This window comes from Paenibacillus cisolokensis (assembly GCF_050481165.1).
GTDB lineage: Bacteria > Bacillota > Bacilli > Paenibacillales > Paenibacillaceae > Paenibacillus_AH > Paenibacillus_AH cisolokensis.
The window spans coordinates 1-16,653 of record NZ_JBCNFP010000104.1 but is presented as its reverse complement, the minus strand read 5'-3'; the positions used below and the strand labels follow the sequence as shown (position 1 = coordinate 16,653).

The window sequence follows — 16,653 nt, the reverse complement described above, 5'->3', positions numbered from 1 at the left end:
AAACGGTAAGGTCGCAGATTTTTCGATAGGTAGAGGGGGAGACGGCATGGGAAAGAAAAATCAGGAAGACAAGCCGCTGGCGCAGAACAAAAAGGCGTCCCATGACTACTTTATCGAAGAGACATACGAAGCGGGCATGGTGCTGATGGGGACGGAAATCAAATCGCTTCGCAAAGGAAAGGCGAATCTGAACGACGCGTTCGCCACGATCCGCAACGGCGAGATTTTTCTTCACAATCTGCATATCAGTCCGTTCGAGCAAGGAAATCGTCACAATCCGACCGATCCGACGCGCGCGCGCAAACTGCTTCTGCACAAATCGCAAATTCACAAGCTGCTGGGGCAGTCGAAGCAGGAAGGCTACTCGCTGGTGCCGTTGAAGATTTACGTGCGAAACGGGTATGCGAAAGTGCTGATCGGGCTCGGCAAAGGGAAAAAGCTGTACGACAAGCGCGAGACGGCAGCCAAACGCGACGCTCAGCGCGCCATCCAGCGAGCGCTGCGGGAGAAACAAAAAGTGTGACGGCTGGCCGACCCAGTGTGGGTTATTCCACCCGACGTTTGGTGGCGCTGCAACTTCGTATTCGAATTGAGGCGTAAGAGCATTGGCGGTATTGCCATGAATCGATACGTTTGCCAGCAACAAGCTGCGCACGGATGTCGCGGCTGTGTTATAATAATATTGTACGATTCTGATCGTACTCTTATCCATTCGGGGGCGTTTTTGGATTCGACGGGGATAGTTCGAGCATGGGTAGCGGGTAGTAGGGCTGCGGCTGCTTCAACAACGCGGAAGCCAAATTTAAACGGCAAACAACAACAACAACCTCTGGCTCTGGCCGCCTAATAACGGCCTCCAGGCTCTTACCCTCCATCGCCCATGTGGCGGGCTAAGGGCTCAACTTTAGTGGGATACGCTGTCCAGTCTCCGCCTGGGGCTGGCTGAAGAAGACAATCAGGCTGACCCGAAAAGCAGCCGGTGACGGGGCGGCTTTAGGGTGACATCAAAACTGTCACTACACCCGTAGAAGCCTGTGTGGCGTTATCTTCGGACAGGGGTTCGACTCCCCTCGCCTCCACCATACCTATCAGAAAAGAGACCGTGTTAGGTGAGAGTTAAACCATATCTTTGCCGCCGCGGCAAACATTTGCTTTAATAAACTCGCGGCAAACATTTGCTTTAATTATTCAGTTCCGGGTATGTGGACTATTCCCGGGTCTGTATTTGGAGTGCATATTTTTGTCTTTTGACAGACAAGAGTATGCTTTTGTTTTATAAACATCAATTCACCAAAGCCAGGTGGAAAATGTTGAACAGTATTACTTCAGTTGGAGAAAAAATAAAGTCAATAAGAAGACAAAATAAGATGACCCAAATCGAATTTGCTCAAAGCTTAGAAATATCCCAAGCTACGCTTAGTGAGATTGAATCTGGGAAAACCAAGCCTTCATTTGATGTACTTGTCCTCTTAGCTGACAAGTACATGGTCGATATGAATTGGCTCATAATAAATCGAAAGGTAGAACTGCATTTCGGGTTGCAAGAAGATGAGCTTAAATTATTACAAAACTATAGGAATCTACAAGATATTGCTCAGGAAGAGTTACTGGATTATTCAATGTTAAAATTGCAGCGATACCAAAGAAATAAATGATTCATAAACCACTGGTTCAAAAAAATCCAGAATACTGCGAACTTCTTCATGATTAGCAATACAGTACAATACGAAAAAAGCTGGCTCATTAGAGTCAGCCTTTTAACATTTGATACGATTATGCAGACATTCTGCGGCATTCGTCAGCACATTTTCGGCAAGCATCTGCACAATCTTTGCAATGCGCGTCTTGGAATTTCGCACACTCCGTTGCACAAGCATCACAGATGGTTGCACATACCTGGCATAGTTGTTTGGCATACATGCTTCCGCGAGACATCCATTGGGAAGCCAACGCACAAATATCCGCACAATCACGCAGCATATTGATGCAATGAACTCTTGCTTGAACATCAGCTTCCTTTAAACAAGAAGTTAGACATTCTTCACAAGCCTGCATACATTTGTTGCAAGCATCAATGCAGGTTTGAAATTGAGTTACAGACGAGTCTACAACCGTCGGCATAGTTATTCCCCCCTTTCTTAAGTTGAATCCTAAAATAATTTTTGCTGAGTTTCGATTTTGTACACATGGAATTTTTTAACACCAAGATTAAGAACTGCGGCGCAATCTAAACAAAAAGGACCACAGATAATTAACTGTGATCCTTTTGTTTTTTACAAATTACTCTGGCTTATTTCCCGCGTTCGGGTCCACTGTGAAATCCGGTTTGAACCCTTCATAGTTGACTTGTGTCACCATGCCTGAGGAAGCGTGGCCCAAGTCATGGCAATGGAACATCCAGTTTCCGGTGTTGTCCGCCTTAAAAGCAATTTCGTACTCCTCGCCGGGCAGTATATTCAGAGTATCCTTAATCAATGGAGAACCTGAGATCGGTTGACCATTTTTGCTTAACACTTGGAAGAAATGTCCGTGCAAATGCATCGGATGCAAGTCTTCAGGGGAGTTATTGATCAATTTCACTTTAATCAGGTCCCCCTCTTTCACCTTGATCGGATCTGTATCAGGGAACGTTTTGCCGTTAATGGTGTAGATGAAGTGACCATCGGCAGTGGCCGTATTTAAATCCATTGTATATTCAAGGTCGAATTTATCATTTAGAGAAAATTGAGCTTTGGCAGCTTCGCCGTACCGGGTCATATTGATAACAGGCCGTTGCTCATTGTCTGGGGTATAGTTACCTTTCGCTCCTTCATAAACGATCGGTATCGTAAGGGTGGAAGCCCCTGGATTTTTGCTTTGCTCTCCCAACAGCCATACCCCTGGATTATCTGCGACAAATTCAATATCGTAACGTTCGCCCGGAGCGATGTTTAACAATTGGCCGCTGACCAACGGAGGATTGTTAATAGGTTGTCCGTCTGAAGAAATGATTTTAAACTCATGTCCTTGCAGATAGAGCGGGTGAGACAAAAATCCTGCGTTGATCAATCGGATGCGTACCGTTTCGCCTTCTTTAACCGTCAACGGCTCGATGGAAGAACCGGATTTCCCGTTTGCGGTAAAGATGGTGTACATCATTGGCATCATTTCCGCATCGCTCATCATTCTGCCTGTACCTGTTGAACCCATATTCATTTTGCTGTGATTCATGGAACCCATATTGCTATGATCCATAGATCCCATGTCCATCGTACTCATGTTCACTGAACTGTGATCCATCTCTCCGTCTTCCATCCACTCATCCAAAACAATTGTGTAGTCACGGTCCGCCTTCTTCTCTTTCGGATCCTCCACAATGAAAGAGCCGTAAAGACCTTTATCGACCTGCACCACGCCTTCTTGATGGGAATGATACCAATAGGTGCCGGGAACAGTCGCTTTAAATTTATAAGTAAAGCTTTTGCCAGGTTGAACGGCATTCATCGTGACACCCGGAATCCCGTCCATGTTGTTAGGTACCGGCAATCCGTGCCAATGAATCGTTGTCGGTTCATCTAATTCGTTCTTCAGGGTTATCTCAACTTCATCTCCGAGTTTTACTCTGATTTGCGGACCGGGAACGGTACCATTAAAGGTCATAGCGGTACGCATATTGGTTTCGTTGACCATCAGATGGCTTTCTTTTGCAGTCAAGGTGAATTTTGTACCGGTAAGAACTTGAGGAGATCCTGCTGGCTCATCCATATTCTGAACCTTATTCATCCCGGGCATATTGCTATGATCCATGTGATTCATTTGATTAGGATCGCTTTTACTTGTGTCGCTCTGGCCCATTTGCATATTGCTGTGATCCATACCTTCCATGTTGTCCGTATTGTCCGTGCAGCCGGCAACGATCAAAAGGGAAGCTGCTATTGCTCCTATTGTTAACATTTTTCGATTCCATCGCTTCATCGCTGCAACCCTCCATCATTTGTTTAATAACGTCTGTATCTGTATGATAAAAGGTAAATGTGCAGAAACTGTGCAGATTATGAACAAAATGAAATAAGCGGTCATCAACGGAGGTGGAATTCATGCATACCATCCTGATTGTGGATGATGAGGAACCGATGCGCGAACTGCTAAAGGTGCATCTTCTCGGTGCTGGATATCAAGTAGATGAGGCCAAAGACGGAATGGAAGCATTGGATAAATTAAAGAAATCCTCCAACTACAGCGCACTGATTGTCGATTGGATGATGCCGTTTATGGATGGAATAGAGTTGACCAGAAGGATTCGCGAAATCAGCTCCGTTCCAATCCTGATGCTGACAGCCCGTAGCGAAACTTCGGATAAAGTGAAAGGATTTTCATACGGAGCCGATGATTATGTGACAAAACCTTTTGAAAGCGCCGAGTTACTTGCACGCATTCAAGCGTTATTGAGGCGCAGCCCGACTCTAAATCAAGAATCATACGATGTTTTGTTATATAATGGCATGACTTTAAATCCGAACGATCGTACGGTCTCACTTCAGGGAAGTTCGGTTGTACTCACGCAGCATGAGTTTGAGATTTTATGGAATATGGCAAAACACCCCAAGCAAATATTCAGCCGTTCGCATCTTATCGAGCTCATCTGGGGTGAAGATTTCCAAGGGGATGAACGAACCGTTGACTCGCATATTCGCAATCTTCGCGGCAAGTTGAAAAGTATTGGGGCGAGCGATTTCATCAAAACGGTTTGGGGGGCAGGGTACAAATTACAATGAAACCATGGAAACGCATGAGAATTCATCATAAATTAGGTCTATCGATCTTCGCCTTCATCATGATTTTAGTCTTCGTATTGGAAATCATTGTATATAACGTGTTTACCCGGTTTTATGTTCAGCAGCTCGCAGACGATATGATCCACCGTGGGCACAGTCATGCAACGGCCCTTCAAGAACATTGGTCAGAAGAGACATTGCGGCACGTCGCGGAAATGGAATCGTATTCCCGCTATGTGGTCGCTGTCATTGACAGCCGCGGTGAGATTCTGATTTCCTCTCAACCCCTTCAACCAACGCAGATGGAGTATGTAAAGAATTTTGATACGGTTTCGGAATATGAATGGGTGGTAAGAGATTGGCGACGTCAACCCTATTTGATTTCACAATCTTCCGTCTTGGACGGTAATGGTAAATTAATCGGGTATGTCGTGATGTATGCTTCCACAACGCCAATCCGCGAAGCCATTTACTCATTACGAACTTTAATGTTCTTATTTTCCGTGGTCTCGTTAATCATCATCTTCGTCTTGGTTTTCCTATTTTCGAATTGGATTTCCAAACCGCTTGTTGCGATGAGAAATGCTGTTCGGAAGTTAACACGAAACGATTACAACTTCTCACTTCCGATATCCGCCAGAGACGAGATTGGTGAACTGAATCAGTCCATTATGGAGCTTTCCGGTGAACTGAAACATTACCGAACTGAGCGGGAAGAATTTTTGGCTGAAATTTCACATGAGCTTCGTACCCCCATCACCTATATTCGGGGCTATGCCGATGTTTTGCAACAAACATCGGTAAAAGATGAGGATCGGCGTAAATATTTGCGGTTTATTCGCGAAGCTGCAGATCGGTTGCATCGGTTAATCGGTGACTTGTATGATATGTCGAAACTGGACCAAGTGAAGGTACAAATCGATAAACAGGAAATGGATCTTGTGCCGTTTATTCGCCAAATGAGAGAAGAACAGATGGAGAGGTTTATGGAAAAAGGGATTGATCTTCAAGATGATCTTCCATCCACGCCGGTGCGGGTTCAGGCGGATCGGAATAGGCTGGCACAAGTGATCATGAACTTGCTGGAGAACGCGAGGAAATACACGCCCGAAGGAGGCAGTGTTCGCATTCGACTGAGCAAAGAACAAAGAGAAGCGCTCATTCAGATTCAGGATACCGGGATTGGCATTCCGGATAGTGAATTGCCGCATATTTGGCGGCGGTTTTACCGGGTCGAAAAATCAAGATCGCGTGATTATGGCGGAGCCGGTCTTGGTTTATCCATTGCCAAGAGAATCATTGAGCTGCATGATGGAACTATAACGGTGAACAGCAAGGAAGGGATCGGAACAACTTTTCTTATTCGACTGCCATTGGAATGAGAAATAAAGGATTATTGACATACCTAAGGGGGGTATGGTACATTTGCGTTGTGAGGTGATACACCGATGAATCAGGACGAATTGTTAGAAGAAACGGGTGAAACTCATTGTTCCTCATGCCATGAACGGAAAAGCCATCATTCAGTGAAGACCAAGAACAATCTAATCTCCCGTCTGAACCGAATTGAAGGCCAAATCCGCGGCGTCAAAGGAATGATCGAAAAAGACACGTACTGCGATGATGTGCTAAACCAGATCGCGGCGATCCAGTCCGCCCTGAATAGCGTAGGTAAGCTTTTGCTTGAAGGACATATGAAGAGCTGCATCATCGAACGCATTCAGGCGGGGGAATACGACGTCATTGACGAATTGTTGGTTACTATGAACAAATTAATGAAATAATAATTCCTACGGAGGGATTTCGAATGAAACAAGTAACGTTGCAAGTGAAAGGTATGTCTTGTCAACATTGTGTAAACTCCATTGAGAACGCATTGAAACAAGTCGGAGCAAACGGCAAAGTCGATTTAAAGAGTAATTCGGTAACGGTCGAATATGATGAAAACAAACTCACCCTTGACGCGGTGAAGGAAGCCATCGAAGAACAAGGGTACGATGTTGCGTAATGATTAGTGGGGCCGCTCACTGGTGGCCTTTCTTTGTACAACAAGATATACCCCACATGGGTATAGTATCGGGAGTGAGTGGATATGGAATCCATCGAGGCGAAAGATACCAAGCAAACAACACTTCAAATTACCGGCATGACATGCGCTGCGTGCGCAAACCGGATCGAGAAAGGGTTAAGCAAGCTGGAAGGCGTCTCTTCTGCAAATGTCAATTTTGCGATGGAAAAAGCCAGCGTTACCTATGATCCGTCCATTATTGATATCCCCCAATTGGAACAAACCATTCAACAATTGGGTTATGACACCGTGAAAGAAGTTGCCCAATTCCAGCTTGAAGGCATGACGTGCGCAGCATGCGCCAACCGGATCGAAAAAGGACTTAACAAGCTTCCGGGTGTCACTAACGCAACCGTCAACTTTGCAATGGAAACGGCACGTGTTGAATATAGGCCTGGCGAAGTCTCTGTCGCCGAAATGCAGAACAAAGTCAAACAACTTGGCTATAAAGCGATTGTCAAACAAGAAGAAGCGGATGCAGGCGATCACCGCCAGAAAGAAATCCAGCGTCAGAAGCGGAAACTGATCGTTTCGGCGATCCTTTCGCTCCCGCTCTTATGGAGCATGGTCGGGCATTTTGCGTTTACATCCTGGATCTATGTGCCGGACTTGTTCATGAATCCCTGGTTTCAACTTGTATTGGCTACCCCGGTGCAATTTATCATCGGCCGGCATTTTTATATTGGGGCCTATAAGGCTCTGCGAAACGGCAGCGCCAACATGGATGTGCTGATCGCGCTTGGAACGTCAGCCGCGTACTTTTACAGTGTGTATCTGACGCTAAATTGGTACTTTGCGGGCGGAGACGTTCATCACGGGCCGGCTCTGTACTATGAAACAAGCGCGATTTTGATTACGCTGGTCATTATGGGTAAATTGTTCGAGTCGTTAGCAAAAGGTCGGACCTCGGAAGCCATCAAATCGCTGATTGGATTGCAGGCAAAGACGGCTTTGGTTGTTCGGGATGGTCAGGAAATTACGGTTCCGGTGGAAGAAGTGTTGAAGGGAGATATCGTACTGGTCCGCCCCGGAGATAAAGTTCCGGTAGACGGTGTGGTGCTGGAAGGAGTATCGTCCGTAGATGAATCGATGTTAACCGGTGAAAGCATTCCTGTGGAAAAGAAAGCCGGGGATACCGTCATCGGGGCAACGATCAATAAAAACGGTATGCTGCGAATTCAAGCAACAAAAGTCGGGAAAGAAACCGCGCTCGCCCAAATCATCAAGGTTGTTGAAGAAGCGCAAGGCTCAAAAGCGCCTATTCAGCGGGTAGCGGACCGCATTTCCGGCATCTTCGTTCCGATTGTGGTTGCAATTGCGGTAGTTACTTTCTTCGTTTGGTATTTTCTCGCAGCTCCGGGGAATGTGTCGGAAGCTTTGGAAAACGCCATTGCCGTTCTCGTCATTGCCTGCCCATGCGCGCTGGGGCTCGCCACTCCAACTTCCATCATGGCGGGGTCCGGACGCGCGGCCGAATACGGCATCTTGTTTAAAGGCGGAGAGCATCTGGAACAAACGCATCAAATCGATACGATCATTTTGGATAAAACGGGCACCGTGACGAAAGGGAAGCCTGAATTGACGGATGTGTTGGCGGAAGACGACGAAACAGAGTTTCTCAAGCTTGTCGGCGCGGCGGAGAAAAATTCGGAACACCCGCTGGCTGAAGCGATTGTGAGCGGCATCCGCGACAAACAGATCGAACTGCCCGAGCCTCAGTCTTTCGAAGCGATCCCGGGCTACGGGATTAAGGCTGAAGTGAACGGGAAAGAAATCTTAATCGGGACACGCCGCTTGATGAATCAATATCATGTTGACGCTGAACAGGCTTATGAAACGATGGCCCGGCTGGAGGAGTCGGGTAAAACGGCTATGCTGGTCGCGGTTGACCGCCGTTATGCGGGAATGGTTGCTGTGGCGGATACGATTAAAGATACGTCGAAAGCGGCTGTCAGCCGGCTGAAAGACATGGGGATTCAAGTGATCATGATCACCGGCGACAACGAACGTACAGCGAAAGCAATTGCCGCCCAGGTCGGCATCGACCATGTGCGTGCGGAAGTGCTGCCGGAAGGCAAGGCGGAAGAAGTAAAGAAACTGCAAGCCGAGGGCAGAAAAGTTGCGATGGTTGGTGACGGGATTAACGATGCGCCCGCGCTTGCGACAGCCGACATCGGAATGGCCATCGGAACGGGTACGGACGTCGCGATGGAAGCGGCTGATGTGACCCTGATGCGCGGGGATCTTTCCAGCATCCCGGACGCGATTTTAATGAGCCGCAAGACGATGAGCAACATCAAGCAAAATTTGTTCTGGGCGCTTGGGTATAACACGCTGGGCATCCCGATTGCGGCTGTCGGATTGTTAGCGCCATGGGTAGCAGGTGCGGCGATGGCGTTAAGCTCCGTTTCGGTCGTTCTGAATGCGCTGAGGTTGCAGCGCGTTAAGATCCACCAGTAATAAAACGAGGGGAGAAGAATCATGGGGGACACAACAAAATTGCAGTGGCCCCCCCGGTGCAGGTTGGGGGAAGCCTATTTACACCGGAGCAGTTGGCTAAGATCGGTTCGATTGTCGGTTCCAATGCGAAAATTGAAATGACGCCTTTTAAACAACTCTATGTGGAGGTGCCTTTCGATCGGCGTGACTTGATCCAGGAGGAGCTGGAGCGTGCAGGACTCGAGGTGTACCCGGCCGGATTTCTCACGAAAAGCCTGATTGCTTGCAATTTTTGCAAGGGTGCGGAGGACGCGGGTCTGGAAACGGCTCGAAAGCTCAATCAAGCGATTGCCGGCATTGAAACGCCAACTCCCCTTAAAATTGGCTATGCCGGCTGCGCGCTCGGCACCAGCGAGCCTTTGCTGAAAGATATCGGGGTCGTCAAAATGAAGGATATGTTTGATATTTATATAGGCGGGGAACCGAAAGGGCTCAAAACGGCAATAGCCCAAAAGCTCGTCTCCGGATTGACGGAAGATCGGCTGGTTCCGGTCATTAGGAAGATCATCGATTTTTATATAGCTAATGCTAAAGGGAAAGAGAAATTCAGGAAATTCGTCGAGCGGGTTTCACTTGAGCAGCTGCAACAAATCACACAAAGTTGATCTGCACAAAATCTGCATATTTACGATATACCATGATATCAAATCGAAGGAGAGGAGATCTTCATATGGATTGGACTTGGCTGTTGCTACTGTTGTGCCCATTGATGATGATCTTCATGATGAAAGGGATGCATGGTACGCATGGGAAGCATGAACACCAAACAGAAAAGGAAATTTTGGAGTTAAAGAAAGAAAATCAAAGGTTGTCTCAAGAACTGGAACATCTTAGGAAAAACACAGGGTAAAATTAAAAAAACGGCGGTAAAACAGAAATTAAAGAGCTGAAAGAGGCAGAAATGGAGCACGTTCACGGTTTGGGCTGCTCATCGACGGCAACAAGCTTCTCTTTGGATATTACAACAGCGGTCATCCTGCTCCAGGCTCCAGGAAGATCCAGAGCTTAAAGGTATGGTGAAGCGTCATGTACAGTGTTTTTAGCGAGATCAGTTCGTGGATGAGCGGCCCCTTTGCCAATGTAGCCATTAGTTCGAAAATATCGTTTTTGGCGGCTTTGTTCTTTGGGTTTGCAGGATCAGTCGCGCCTTGTCAATTAACCGCCAACTTAGGCAGCATCACTTATTTTGGCAATAAATATATAAATGAAAAGTTGGCCGGCATCGAATTTCTTCTTTACTTATTGGGAAAGATCAGCGTTTATTCATTGTTTGGATGGCTGTTTTGGATATTCGGGCAGAGTGTTTCAGTTGAATCGATTCCCATATTCGTTTATGCCCGAAAGTTGATAGGTCCTTTGTTCATCCTTATGGGATTGTTCTTTCTTGGATGGATAAAGTTTAGATTCTCTTTCGGATTCAAAATGTCTTCAGGACTTGCTAAGATATCCGAGCGAGTAGGGGGAAAAGCTGGTGCATTCTTGATGGGTGTAGCATTCTCTTTAGGCTTTTGTCCCACGATGGTGCTGCTTTTCTTTGGTTGGATGATGCCAGTTGCTTTGCAGTCACCATACGGAATCATTTTACCATCCGTGTTTGCGGTTGGGACCTCTTTTCCCTTGCTAATATTTTTTGGCATTATCATTGGATTCGGCATAGATAGGACTATCGTTAAAAAAGCAAGACAATGGGGGCGCTATATTTACAAAGCGTCCGGCGTTTTTCTGATCTTGTTGGGTATTAGTGACACGATTACTTATTGGGGCATATAGAGACCTGCGTTGGGGTACATTTTGATGAGTTATTTCACAGGATAATATTAAGAGGGGCTCTGGCAGGAGCCCTTTTCTTCAGGTCAGTTTATAACCGATGATTAAAGGAGGAATGTAACTTGAAAAAAATCTTAACCTATGGCATCCTCATCGCATTTTCGATATTTGCTGCGGCATGCACGGATCAAAAAACCGATGGACAAAACAATACGGAAGGGACCTTCTCACATATTCACGGCCTGGGTTACACCGGTGATGGCAAACGCCTGTTTGTCCCTGTGCATGACGGGATCAAAATTTACTCCGATGGCAAATGGACAGATGCCCCTGGCGACAAACATGATTATATGGGGTTTTCGATGGTAAACAACGGATTTTACAGCAGCGGCCACCCGACTCCAGGTACAACTTATAAAAATCCGCTCGGTCTTGTCAAAAGTACGGATGATGGTAATTCAATCACAGTTCTGGCTTTAGAGGGAGAAACTGATTTTCATGGCATGAGTGTAAGTTATTTGACACATACTATTTACGTGTTTAATCCTGAGCCCAATTCGATGATGCGGCAGGCCGGGATGTTTTACAGTGAGAATGAGGGTAAAAGTTGGAAAAAAAGCCGGATGTCCGGAGTCCGGGGGCAAATCGCTGCGGTAGCCGCACATCCTTTACAAGCATCGGTTGTTGCTTTAGGTGCGGAAACCGGAGCTTATCTTTCGGATGATTTCGGACAAACCTTCAAACCCGTCTATCCGGACAAACCGGTTTCTGCAATTACTTTTACACATGCGGGTGATTTACTCGTTGCAACGGTGGGATCTAATTCCGATTTCGTTAAGGTAAATATGAAGACGATGCAGGTTTCTGAATTAAAGACACCGGTTGATACAGGAGATGTAATCACCTACATTTCAGAAAACCCGGTCAATGCAATGGAACTGGCCATTGCAACAGATAAGAACGATATTTACATTTCACCGGATGCAGGCACCTCATGGCGGCAGATCGCAAAACAAGGAAAACTGATCAATGAACCGTAGGGGGCAAAAAAGTTGAGAAAGTTCATCAAAGCAGGGATCGTTTCTATAGCAACAGTATTGGCTTTGTCAGGTTGCTTGAATAACTCAAATAATTCCTCTGAAGACGGTATGGGAAGCCAGGGGATGGATCATCAGACAGGGCAGGCACCCGGTTCAGCTCAAAATCAGCTTGTTACGAATACGCCTTGGATCGCCTCGAAAAATACGACACGCATCAATACAAGTGACCCGGTGGAAGCGGCGATTTTGGTATCACGAACGCTATGGATGGCAACCAGTGACGACAACCGCCCGGGCAGTGTGATTCTGGCAAACCCGGAAGAGTGGCAAACCGCTCTAGCTGCCGCGGATTTAATCCATCATCCAAGCAATGGCCCGGTTCTGTTTGTGAATCAAGAACGGATAGCCGACAGTACGCTTAACGAGCTGAAGAGGCTGAATCCAAAAGGCGTTGAGATGAATAACGGTATCCAGGTCATTTTAGTGGGTAATTTGGACCCTAAAGTGGAGGAGCAGGTAAAAAGGCTTGGATTCAAGACGGATAAGATCGAAGGCAGCAATCCCGCAGCCGTTGCGAAAGAGTTCGATGCTTATTATGCCAAGGTTGCCCAAGAAATACCTTCATCCGTGATCGTAGGCTCAATGGACAGCATGGAATATACCATGCCGGCGGTAAACTGGATCTCCCACATGCCCGAGCCGCTGTTGTATGTGAAAAAGGACGAGATCCCGCAAGAAACTGCAGGAGCATTACAGACAAGGGAAGGCAAAGCAAACATCTATATCCTTGGCCCTGAGTCGGTTATCTCTGCCCAAGTGGAAGAACAACTGAAGCAATATGGAAGAGTTGTCCGGATTGCTGGCAATGACCCATTTGAAAATGCCATTGCTTTTGCAAAGTATAAAGACAAGGGTACCGATTTTGGCTGGGGGATTACCACCCCGGGACACAATTTTTCCTTCGTGAGCCTCGATTCACCGGTTTTGGCTCTTGCGGCAGCACCGTTTTCCCATCTGGGCAAACATGCGCCGCTGCTCTGGACAAGTAAAGACCGCATGCCGGATTCTGTAATGTCCTACGTCATGTCAGTCCGACCCAAATATAAAGATTCACCGACTGAAGGGCCATATAATCACGCTTGGCTGACAGGAAGCGAAGATGTGATTTCCCTTGCAGCACAAGGAGAAATCGACTCGATGCTGGAGATCGTATCGGAATCGGGAGAAGGTCATGGCGGGCACGGAACTGCGAGTGAAACCCCGCGACCTGCAAATCCAGATGGGGGAACTGGCGGCCATGACTCGCACAATATGCCGGGGATGGAGCACTAAATTCCATGGGCAAGTGGAAACTTATATTTTAACGTGTTTCAAAGGCCACCCCTTCGGGATGGCCTCTCAAACTATTTTGATGCCGTTAGCCTATTTGTTCACATCTCCAAACGCCCTGCCAAGTGCAGCCGTTTGGAGTCCCCTTTAAACTGCATTTGCAACAAATGACCGTTACCTTTTTCTTTTACCTGATATTGAACCACTTCCTGTTTTATTCAACTCGGCATCCAGCCTAAACATCGTTCCAAATTTAGGGCATGCATCCACTTGCTTAATCAGGCCCTTGAGTAGCGAATAGTTCCGGTTGCGGCTGTCCCCCCTTTTCGACCGGCAATCCTTTTTAATAATTATCTTGTATCTGCTGACGAAACAAATCAGCCCCTGCCCGGCGTACCCATTCTGGAAGTTCTGGAGCTTGGAACCGAATCTGGCCGTGCTTTTTTTCCAGCTTGATCGTATATACATCGGTGTTGTCGATCAAATAAACGTTATCAGATAGCTGCATCGCTTTAGGAAGGTTTTTAAGCGAAGTCTTGTAGCGCTGACGAATCAAGTCTTCCGGAATGTCATGTCCACCTGTGGCCACGCGCTGTGCTACCCGTTCAATGTGAAGATAAACGGAATCCAAACCCAAAAAATACAAATTAATGTGAAATCCTTGTTCTCTGGCCGCTTTCATCTGCCGGAGTGCATTCCCGCCGCTAAGCGTCGTCTCGATTGTAAAATTTTTGCCCTTTGTAATGCAGTCATTAACCAACCGAATCGTCTGGCGGCCGGCAGCCACGTTCGCTTTAGCAGGATCGGAAGGATTCAAACGCCTCGCGATCGCGTCAGCGTCTATAATCAAAAAATCCTTGTTGTTGTGGGCTAATATTTTCGTAAGCGTTGATTTGCCTGCTCCATTGACACCGGCAAACACTGTCATCGTAGGCCTATCTTCCTGCGATATCAATCTCTTTTCGAATTCCTGATGCATCATAAATGACCTCTGTTATTCTGCCGTCTGGATACTCGCGAAACAATTTACCATTCCGCCCATAACAAATGAACGTACCCGCAGCGAAAGCCTCTTCTCTGGCTGCAGCTGCAGCACGCTTCCCCGCCTCTTCAAGTTCTTTTCGCCCTAGGTCTTTCATCGGAATGATATCCTCTCTGACTGATTCTAATATGTCTTATTATATCATACGGCATCTAGTGGAGGAGGCTCGGGTTCAAAACGAATACTTGCGCGAATTGCAGGTAATGATCCATATGAAAATGCTGTAACATGCTTCGTTGCTCTGGACAGATAAAGACCGCATGCCGGAATCTGTAATGTCCTACTAGGCCGATTGAAGGGCCATATAACCACGCTTGGCTGACAGGAAGCGAAGATGTATTTCCGTCGCGGCACAAGGTGGGGGGATTATAACCCGGGACATATTTTCTCTTTCGTGAACCTCAATTCGCCGGCTTTCGCACTCGCGGCGGCCCCACTAATTCACCCACAAGTGGTCCTTTCCGTAGGGCGGTTTAGCCATTTCCGGTGATTTTCCACTTGCCCCTAAACCTTTCATGGCATATTCCCAAAAAATACGGTTACCTTGAATAATACATTTGTAAAAGATAATATTTATTTTAGGGCTTGCTGAATAATAAATTTTCTCAGATTTAACAAGGTTTTCATGGCTTTCGGGTCGAATTAATATGCAAGGAAAATGTACGTTTTCCTTCATAATTCGTGCACTTGGAGCGTATGCCATGTATCGTAGAACCGAAAGCCAACCTCAACTATTCGAAGATTTCTTCTTGCCATTCGGCGGAAAATTGAATAAGGACAATCGATGGGTCCAACTCGCAGCCATGATCCCCTGGTGGCGCGCAGAAGAAAAGTACGCGAAGTCTTTCAAGCAATCAATGCGTGGCCAAGTTCCTCTATCTGTTCGCATGGCTTTGGGTGCTCTGTACATTCAGGAGCGTATGCAGCTCGATGATCGGGAAACCGTACAACAGATCACTGAAAATCCGTATTATCAATACTTTCTCGGTTTGCCCCAGTTTCAGGACGAGCCGCCGTTCCACCATTCGCTTATGACGCATTTCCGCAAACGATTGGGCGCAGATGTTATCCAGCAAGTCAACGACTGGATCTTGGAAGAAGAAGCTGACAACAAGCAGAATCAGGATGACGATGGTTCGAACCGGCCAACGGGAGGCCGGAATGGCGATGACAGAACCGGCCAGCCAGACAACGAACAATCGAAAAACAACGGCACACTCATGCTCGATGCCACATGCGCCCCGGCAGATATTTCGTATCCAACGGATTTGAAATTGCTGAACGAAGCGCGAGAGAAACTTGAGGAGATCATCGATGTACTGCATGAACCCTTTGTTGGTGAAGCGCAGAAACCAAGAACGTACCGGAACACTGCCCGCAAACGGTATCTCGAGATCGCCAAGAAACGCAGGGCAGGTGCAAAACAGATTCGCAAAGCAATCGGCCAGCAGCTTCGTTATGTCTCTCGTAACCTTCGAATCATCGATATGCTTGCCGAAAAAAGCGGCCTGGAGCGTCTGAATGCCAAGCAATACCGGCAGCTACTTGTAATTGCTGAATTGTATCGCCAACAGCAGCTGATGTACGTCAATCGAACTCATACGGTTGAAGATCGCATTGTCAGCCTGTCTCAGCCACATGTCCGTCCGATCGTGCGCGGCAAAGTGAACGCGCCGGTCGAATTCGGAGCAAAACTGGCAATCAGTTTGGTCGATGGCTACGCACGAATGGAACAGCTGTCTTGGGACAACTTCAATGAGAGCATCACCTTGAAATCAGCTGTCGAAGCGTACGTCGAACGTCACGGTTGTTATCCGGAGGCGATTCTGGCCGATCAAATCTACCGAAATCGGGAGAACCTTCGGTATTGCAAGGAACATGGCATCAGGCTCAGCGGTCCGAGCTTGGGTCGTCCGAAGAAAGAGGATGATCGTGACCAGACCTTGGCCAAGAAGGACGCATCATGTCGAAATGCAATTGAAGGAAAATTTGGAGAAGCCAAACGCTCCTATGGTCTGGGGCGTATACGAGCACGTCTTCGTGAGACCAGCGAAACGGTGATTGCCCTTCAACTTCTGGTGATGAACCTCGAACGTAAGCTGCGGGTTCTCTTTTTGCCGTTTTTCAGGTTGTTATTAACCTGAATTTCGAAAG

General features: G+C 47.1%; 17 protein-coding genes and 1 other RNA gene. 14 read left to right on the top strand and 4 right to left on the bottom strand.

Annotated elements, in window-relative coordinates; translation table 11 throughout:
• The first annotated feature begins 46 nt into the window (after positions 1–46).
• The 3 genes from smpB to ABEV74_RS17345 all read left to right on the top strand — a co-directional run bounded on the left by smpB (position 47) and on the right by ABEV74_RS17345 (position 1,655).
• Positions 47–523, top strand: coding sequence for an SsrA-binding protein SmpB (gene smpB, locus ABEV74_RS17355; RefSeq protein ID WP_062489393.1), 477 nt, complete (start codon positions 47–49; stop codon positions 521–523).
• Positions 524–714: 191 nt separating this feature from the next.
• Positions 715–1,082: a transfer-messenger RNA gene (ssrA, locus tag ABEV74_RS17350) on the top strand.
• Between the two features lie 180 nt (positions 1,083–1,262).
• Positions 1,263–1,655 (top strand): helix-turn-helix domain-containing protein, encoded by a 393-nt coding sequence (locus ABEV74_RS17345; protein ID WP_138790835.1) that lies wholly within the window; start codon positions 1,263–1,265, stop codon positions 1,653–1,655.
• A 118-nt stretch (positions 1,656–1,773) separates the two neighbouring features.
• Here ABEV74_RS17345 and ABEV74_RS17340 read toward each other — a convergent pair whose 3' ends face one another.
• Entirely contained in the window at positions 1,774–2,121 is a 348-nt protein-coding gene (locus ABEV74_RS17340; protein ID WP_138790798.1) for a four-helix bundle copper-binding protein, read from the bottom strand.
• A 159-nt stretch (positions 2,122–2,280) separates the two neighbouring features.
• A complete protein-coding gene (locus tag ABEV74_RS17335; protein WP_246068230.1) occupies positions 2,281–3,954 on the bottom strand; it encodes a multicopper oxidase family protein in 1,674 nt (557 codons plus the stop codon).
• A 122-nt stretch (positions 3,955–4,076) separates the two neighbouring features.
• On the opposite strand from ABEV74_RS17335, the gene ABEV74_RS17330 reads away from it, so the two are divergent.
• From ABEV74_RS17330 to ABEV74_RS17285, 10 genes are all read left to right on the top strand, one after another.
• Positions 4,077–4,754 (top strand): response regulator transcription factor, encoded by a 678-nt coding sequence (locus ABEV74_RS17330; protein WP_138790799.1) that lies wholly within the window; start codon positions 4,077–4,079, stop codon positions 4,752–4,754.
• Entirely contained in the window at positions 4,751–6,136 is a 1,386-nt protein-coding gene (locus tag ABEV74_RS17325) for a sensor histidine kinase (RefSeq protein WP_138790800.1), read from the top strand. Before ABEV74_RS17330 ends, ABEV74_RS17325 begins: the two co-directional genes overlap by 4 nt.
• 66 nt (positions 6,137–6,202) lie before the next feature.
• Complete coding sequence (locus tag ABEV74_RS17320; RefSeq protein ID WP_246068231.1) at positions 6,203–6,538, top strand: metal-sensitive transcriptional regulator; 336 nt, start codon at positions 6,203–6,205, stop codon at positions 6,536–6,538.
• Between the two features lie 23 nt (positions 6,539–6,561).
• A complete protein-coding gene (locus ABEV74_RS17315) occupies positions 6,562–6,762 on the top strand; it encodes a copper ion binding protein (protein WP_138790801.1) in 201 nt (66 codons plus the stop codon).
• 84 nt (positions 6,763–6,846) lie between these two features.
• The gene (locus ABEV74_RS17310) at positions 6,847–9,282 is read left to right on the top strand and encodes a heavy metal translocating P-type ATPase (protein ID WP_138790802.1); all 2,436 of its coding nucleotides are present in this window, start codon (positions 6,847–6,849) and stop codon (positions 9,280–9,282) included.
• A gap of 92 nt (positions 9,283–9,374) precedes the next feature.
• The gene (locus ABEV74_RS17305) at positions 9,375–9,926 is read left to right on the top strand and encodes an NAD(P)/FAD-dependent oxidoreductase (protein ID WP_246068232.1); all 552 of its coding nucleotides are present in this window, start codon (positions 9,375–9,377) and stop codon (positions 9,924–9,926) included.
• Between the two features lie 65 nt (positions 9,927–9,991).
• Positions 9,992–10,171 carry a DUF2933 domain-containing protein gene (locus ABEV74_RS17300; RefSeq protein WP_138790804.1) on the top strand — a complete coding sequence of 60 codons (180 nt, stop codon included), beginning with the start codon at positions 9,992–9,994 and terminating at the stop codon, positions 10,169–10,171.
• A gap of 176 nt (positions 10,172–10,347) precedes the next feature.
• Positions 10,348–11,091, top strand: a complete 744-nt coding sequence (locus ABEV74_RS17295; RefSeq protein ID WP_138790805.1) for an urease accessory protein UreH domain-containing protein — start codon at positions 10,348–10,350, stop codon at positions 11,089–11,091.
• Positions 11,092–11,210: 119 nt separating this feature from the next.
• Positions 11,211–12,128 carry a F510_1955 family glycosylhydrolase gene (locus tag ABEV74_RS17290; protein ID WP_138790806.1) on the top strand — a complete coding sequence of 306 codons (918 nt, stop codon included), beginning with the start codon at positions 11,211–11,213 and terminating at the stop codon, positions 12,126–12,128.
• Positions 12,129–12,140: 12 nt separating this feature from the next.
• Positions 12,141–13,460 carry a cell wall-binding repeat-containing protein gene (locus ABEV74_RS17285; RefSeq protein ID WP_138790807.1) on the top strand — a complete coding sequence of 440 codons (1,320 nt, stop codon included), beginning with the start codon at positions 12,141–12,143 and terminating at the stop codon, positions 13,458–13,460.
• Positions 13,461–13,800: 340 nt separating this feature from the next.
• On the opposite strand, the gene ABEV74_RS17280 is transcribed toward ABEV74_RS17285, so the two are convergent.
• Both ABEV74_RS17280 and ABEV74_RS17275 read right to left on the bottom strand, forming a co-directional pair.
• The gene (locus tag ABEV74_RS17280) at positions 13,801–14,385 is read right to left on the bottom strand and encodes an ATPase (protein WP_430147911.1); all 585 of its coding nucleotides are present in this window, start codon (positions 14,383–14,385) and stop codon (positions 13,801–13,803) included.
• Between the two features lie 7 nt (positions 14,386–14,392).
• Positions 14,393–14,596, bottom strand: a complete 204-nt coding sequence (locus tag ABEV74_RS17275) for a hypothetical protein (protein ID WP_170209590.1) — start codon at positions 14,594–14,596, stop codon at positions 14,393–14,395.
• A 604-nt stretch (positions 14,597–15,200) separates the two neighbouring features.
• Between ABEV74_RS17275 and ABEV74_RS17270 the strand changes: the two genes are divergently transcribed.
• Entirely contained in the window at positions 15,201–16,643 is a 1,443-nt protein-coding gene (locus ABEV74_RS17270; RefSeq protein ID WP_430147908.1) for an IS5 family transposase, read from the top strand.
• Positions 16,644–16,653: the final 10 nt, after the last annotated feature.

Excerpts from the sequence above, each read along its gene's own strand:
- smpB (WP_062489393.1), top strand. The coding sequence starts at position 47 with ATGGGAAAGAAAAATCAGGAAGACAAGCCGCTGGCGCAGAACAAAAAG.
- ABEV74_RS17345 (WP_138790835.1), top strand. The coding sequence starts at position 1,263 with ATGCTTTTGTTTTATAAACATCAATTCACCAAAGCCAGGTGGAAAATG.
- ABEV74_RS17340 (WP_138790798.1), bottom strand. The coding sequence starts at position 2,121 with ATGCCGACGGTTGTAGACTCGTCTGTAACTCAATTTCAAACCTGCATT.
- ABEV74_RS17335 (WP_246068230.1), bottom strand. The coding sequence starts at position 3,954 with ATGAAGCGATGGAATCGAAAAATGTTAACAATAGGAGCAATAGCAGCT.
- ABEV74_RS17330 (WP_138790799.1), top strand. The coding sequence starts at position 4,077 with ATGCATACCATCCTGATTGTGGATGATGAGGAACCGATGCGCGAACTG.
- ABEV74_RS17325 (WP_138790800.1), top strand. The coding sequence starts at position 4,751 with ATGAAACCATGGAAACGCATGAGAATTCATCATAAATTAGGTCTATCG.
- ABEV74_RS17320 (WP_246068231.1), top strand. The coding sequence starts at position 6,203 with ATGAATCAGGACGAATTGTTAGAAGAAACGGGTGAAACTCATTGTTCC.
- ABEV74_RS17315 (WP_138790801.1), top strand. The coding sequence starts at position 6,562 with ATGAAACAAGTAACGTTGCAAGTGAAAGGTATGTCTTGTCAACATTGT.
- ABEV74_RS17310 (WP_138790802.1), top strand. The coding sequence starts at position 6,847 with ATGGAATCCATCGAGGCGAAAGATACCAAGCAAACAACACTTCAAATT.
- ABEV74_RS17300 (WP_138790804.1), top strand. The coding sequence starts at position 9,992 with ATGGATTGGACTTGGCTGTTGCTACTGTTGTGCCCATTGATGATGATC.
- ABEV74_RS17295 (WP_138790805.1), top strand. The coding sequence starts at position 10,348 with ATGTACAGTGTTTTTAGCGAGATCAGTTCGTGGATGAGCGGCCCCTTT.
- ABEV74_RS17280 (WP_430147911.1), bottom strand. The coding sequence starts at position 14,385 with ATGACAGTGTTTGCCGGTGTCAATGGAGCAGGCAAATCAACGCTTACG.
- ABEV74_RS17275 (WP_170209590.1), bottom strand. The coding sequence starts at position 14,596 with ATGAAAGACCTAGGGCGAAAAGAACTTGAAGAGGCGGGGAAGCGTGCT.
- ABEV74_RS17270 (WP_430147908.1), top strand. The coding sequence starts at position 15,201 with ATGTATCGTAGAACCGAAAGCCAACCTCAACTATTCGAAGATTTCTTC.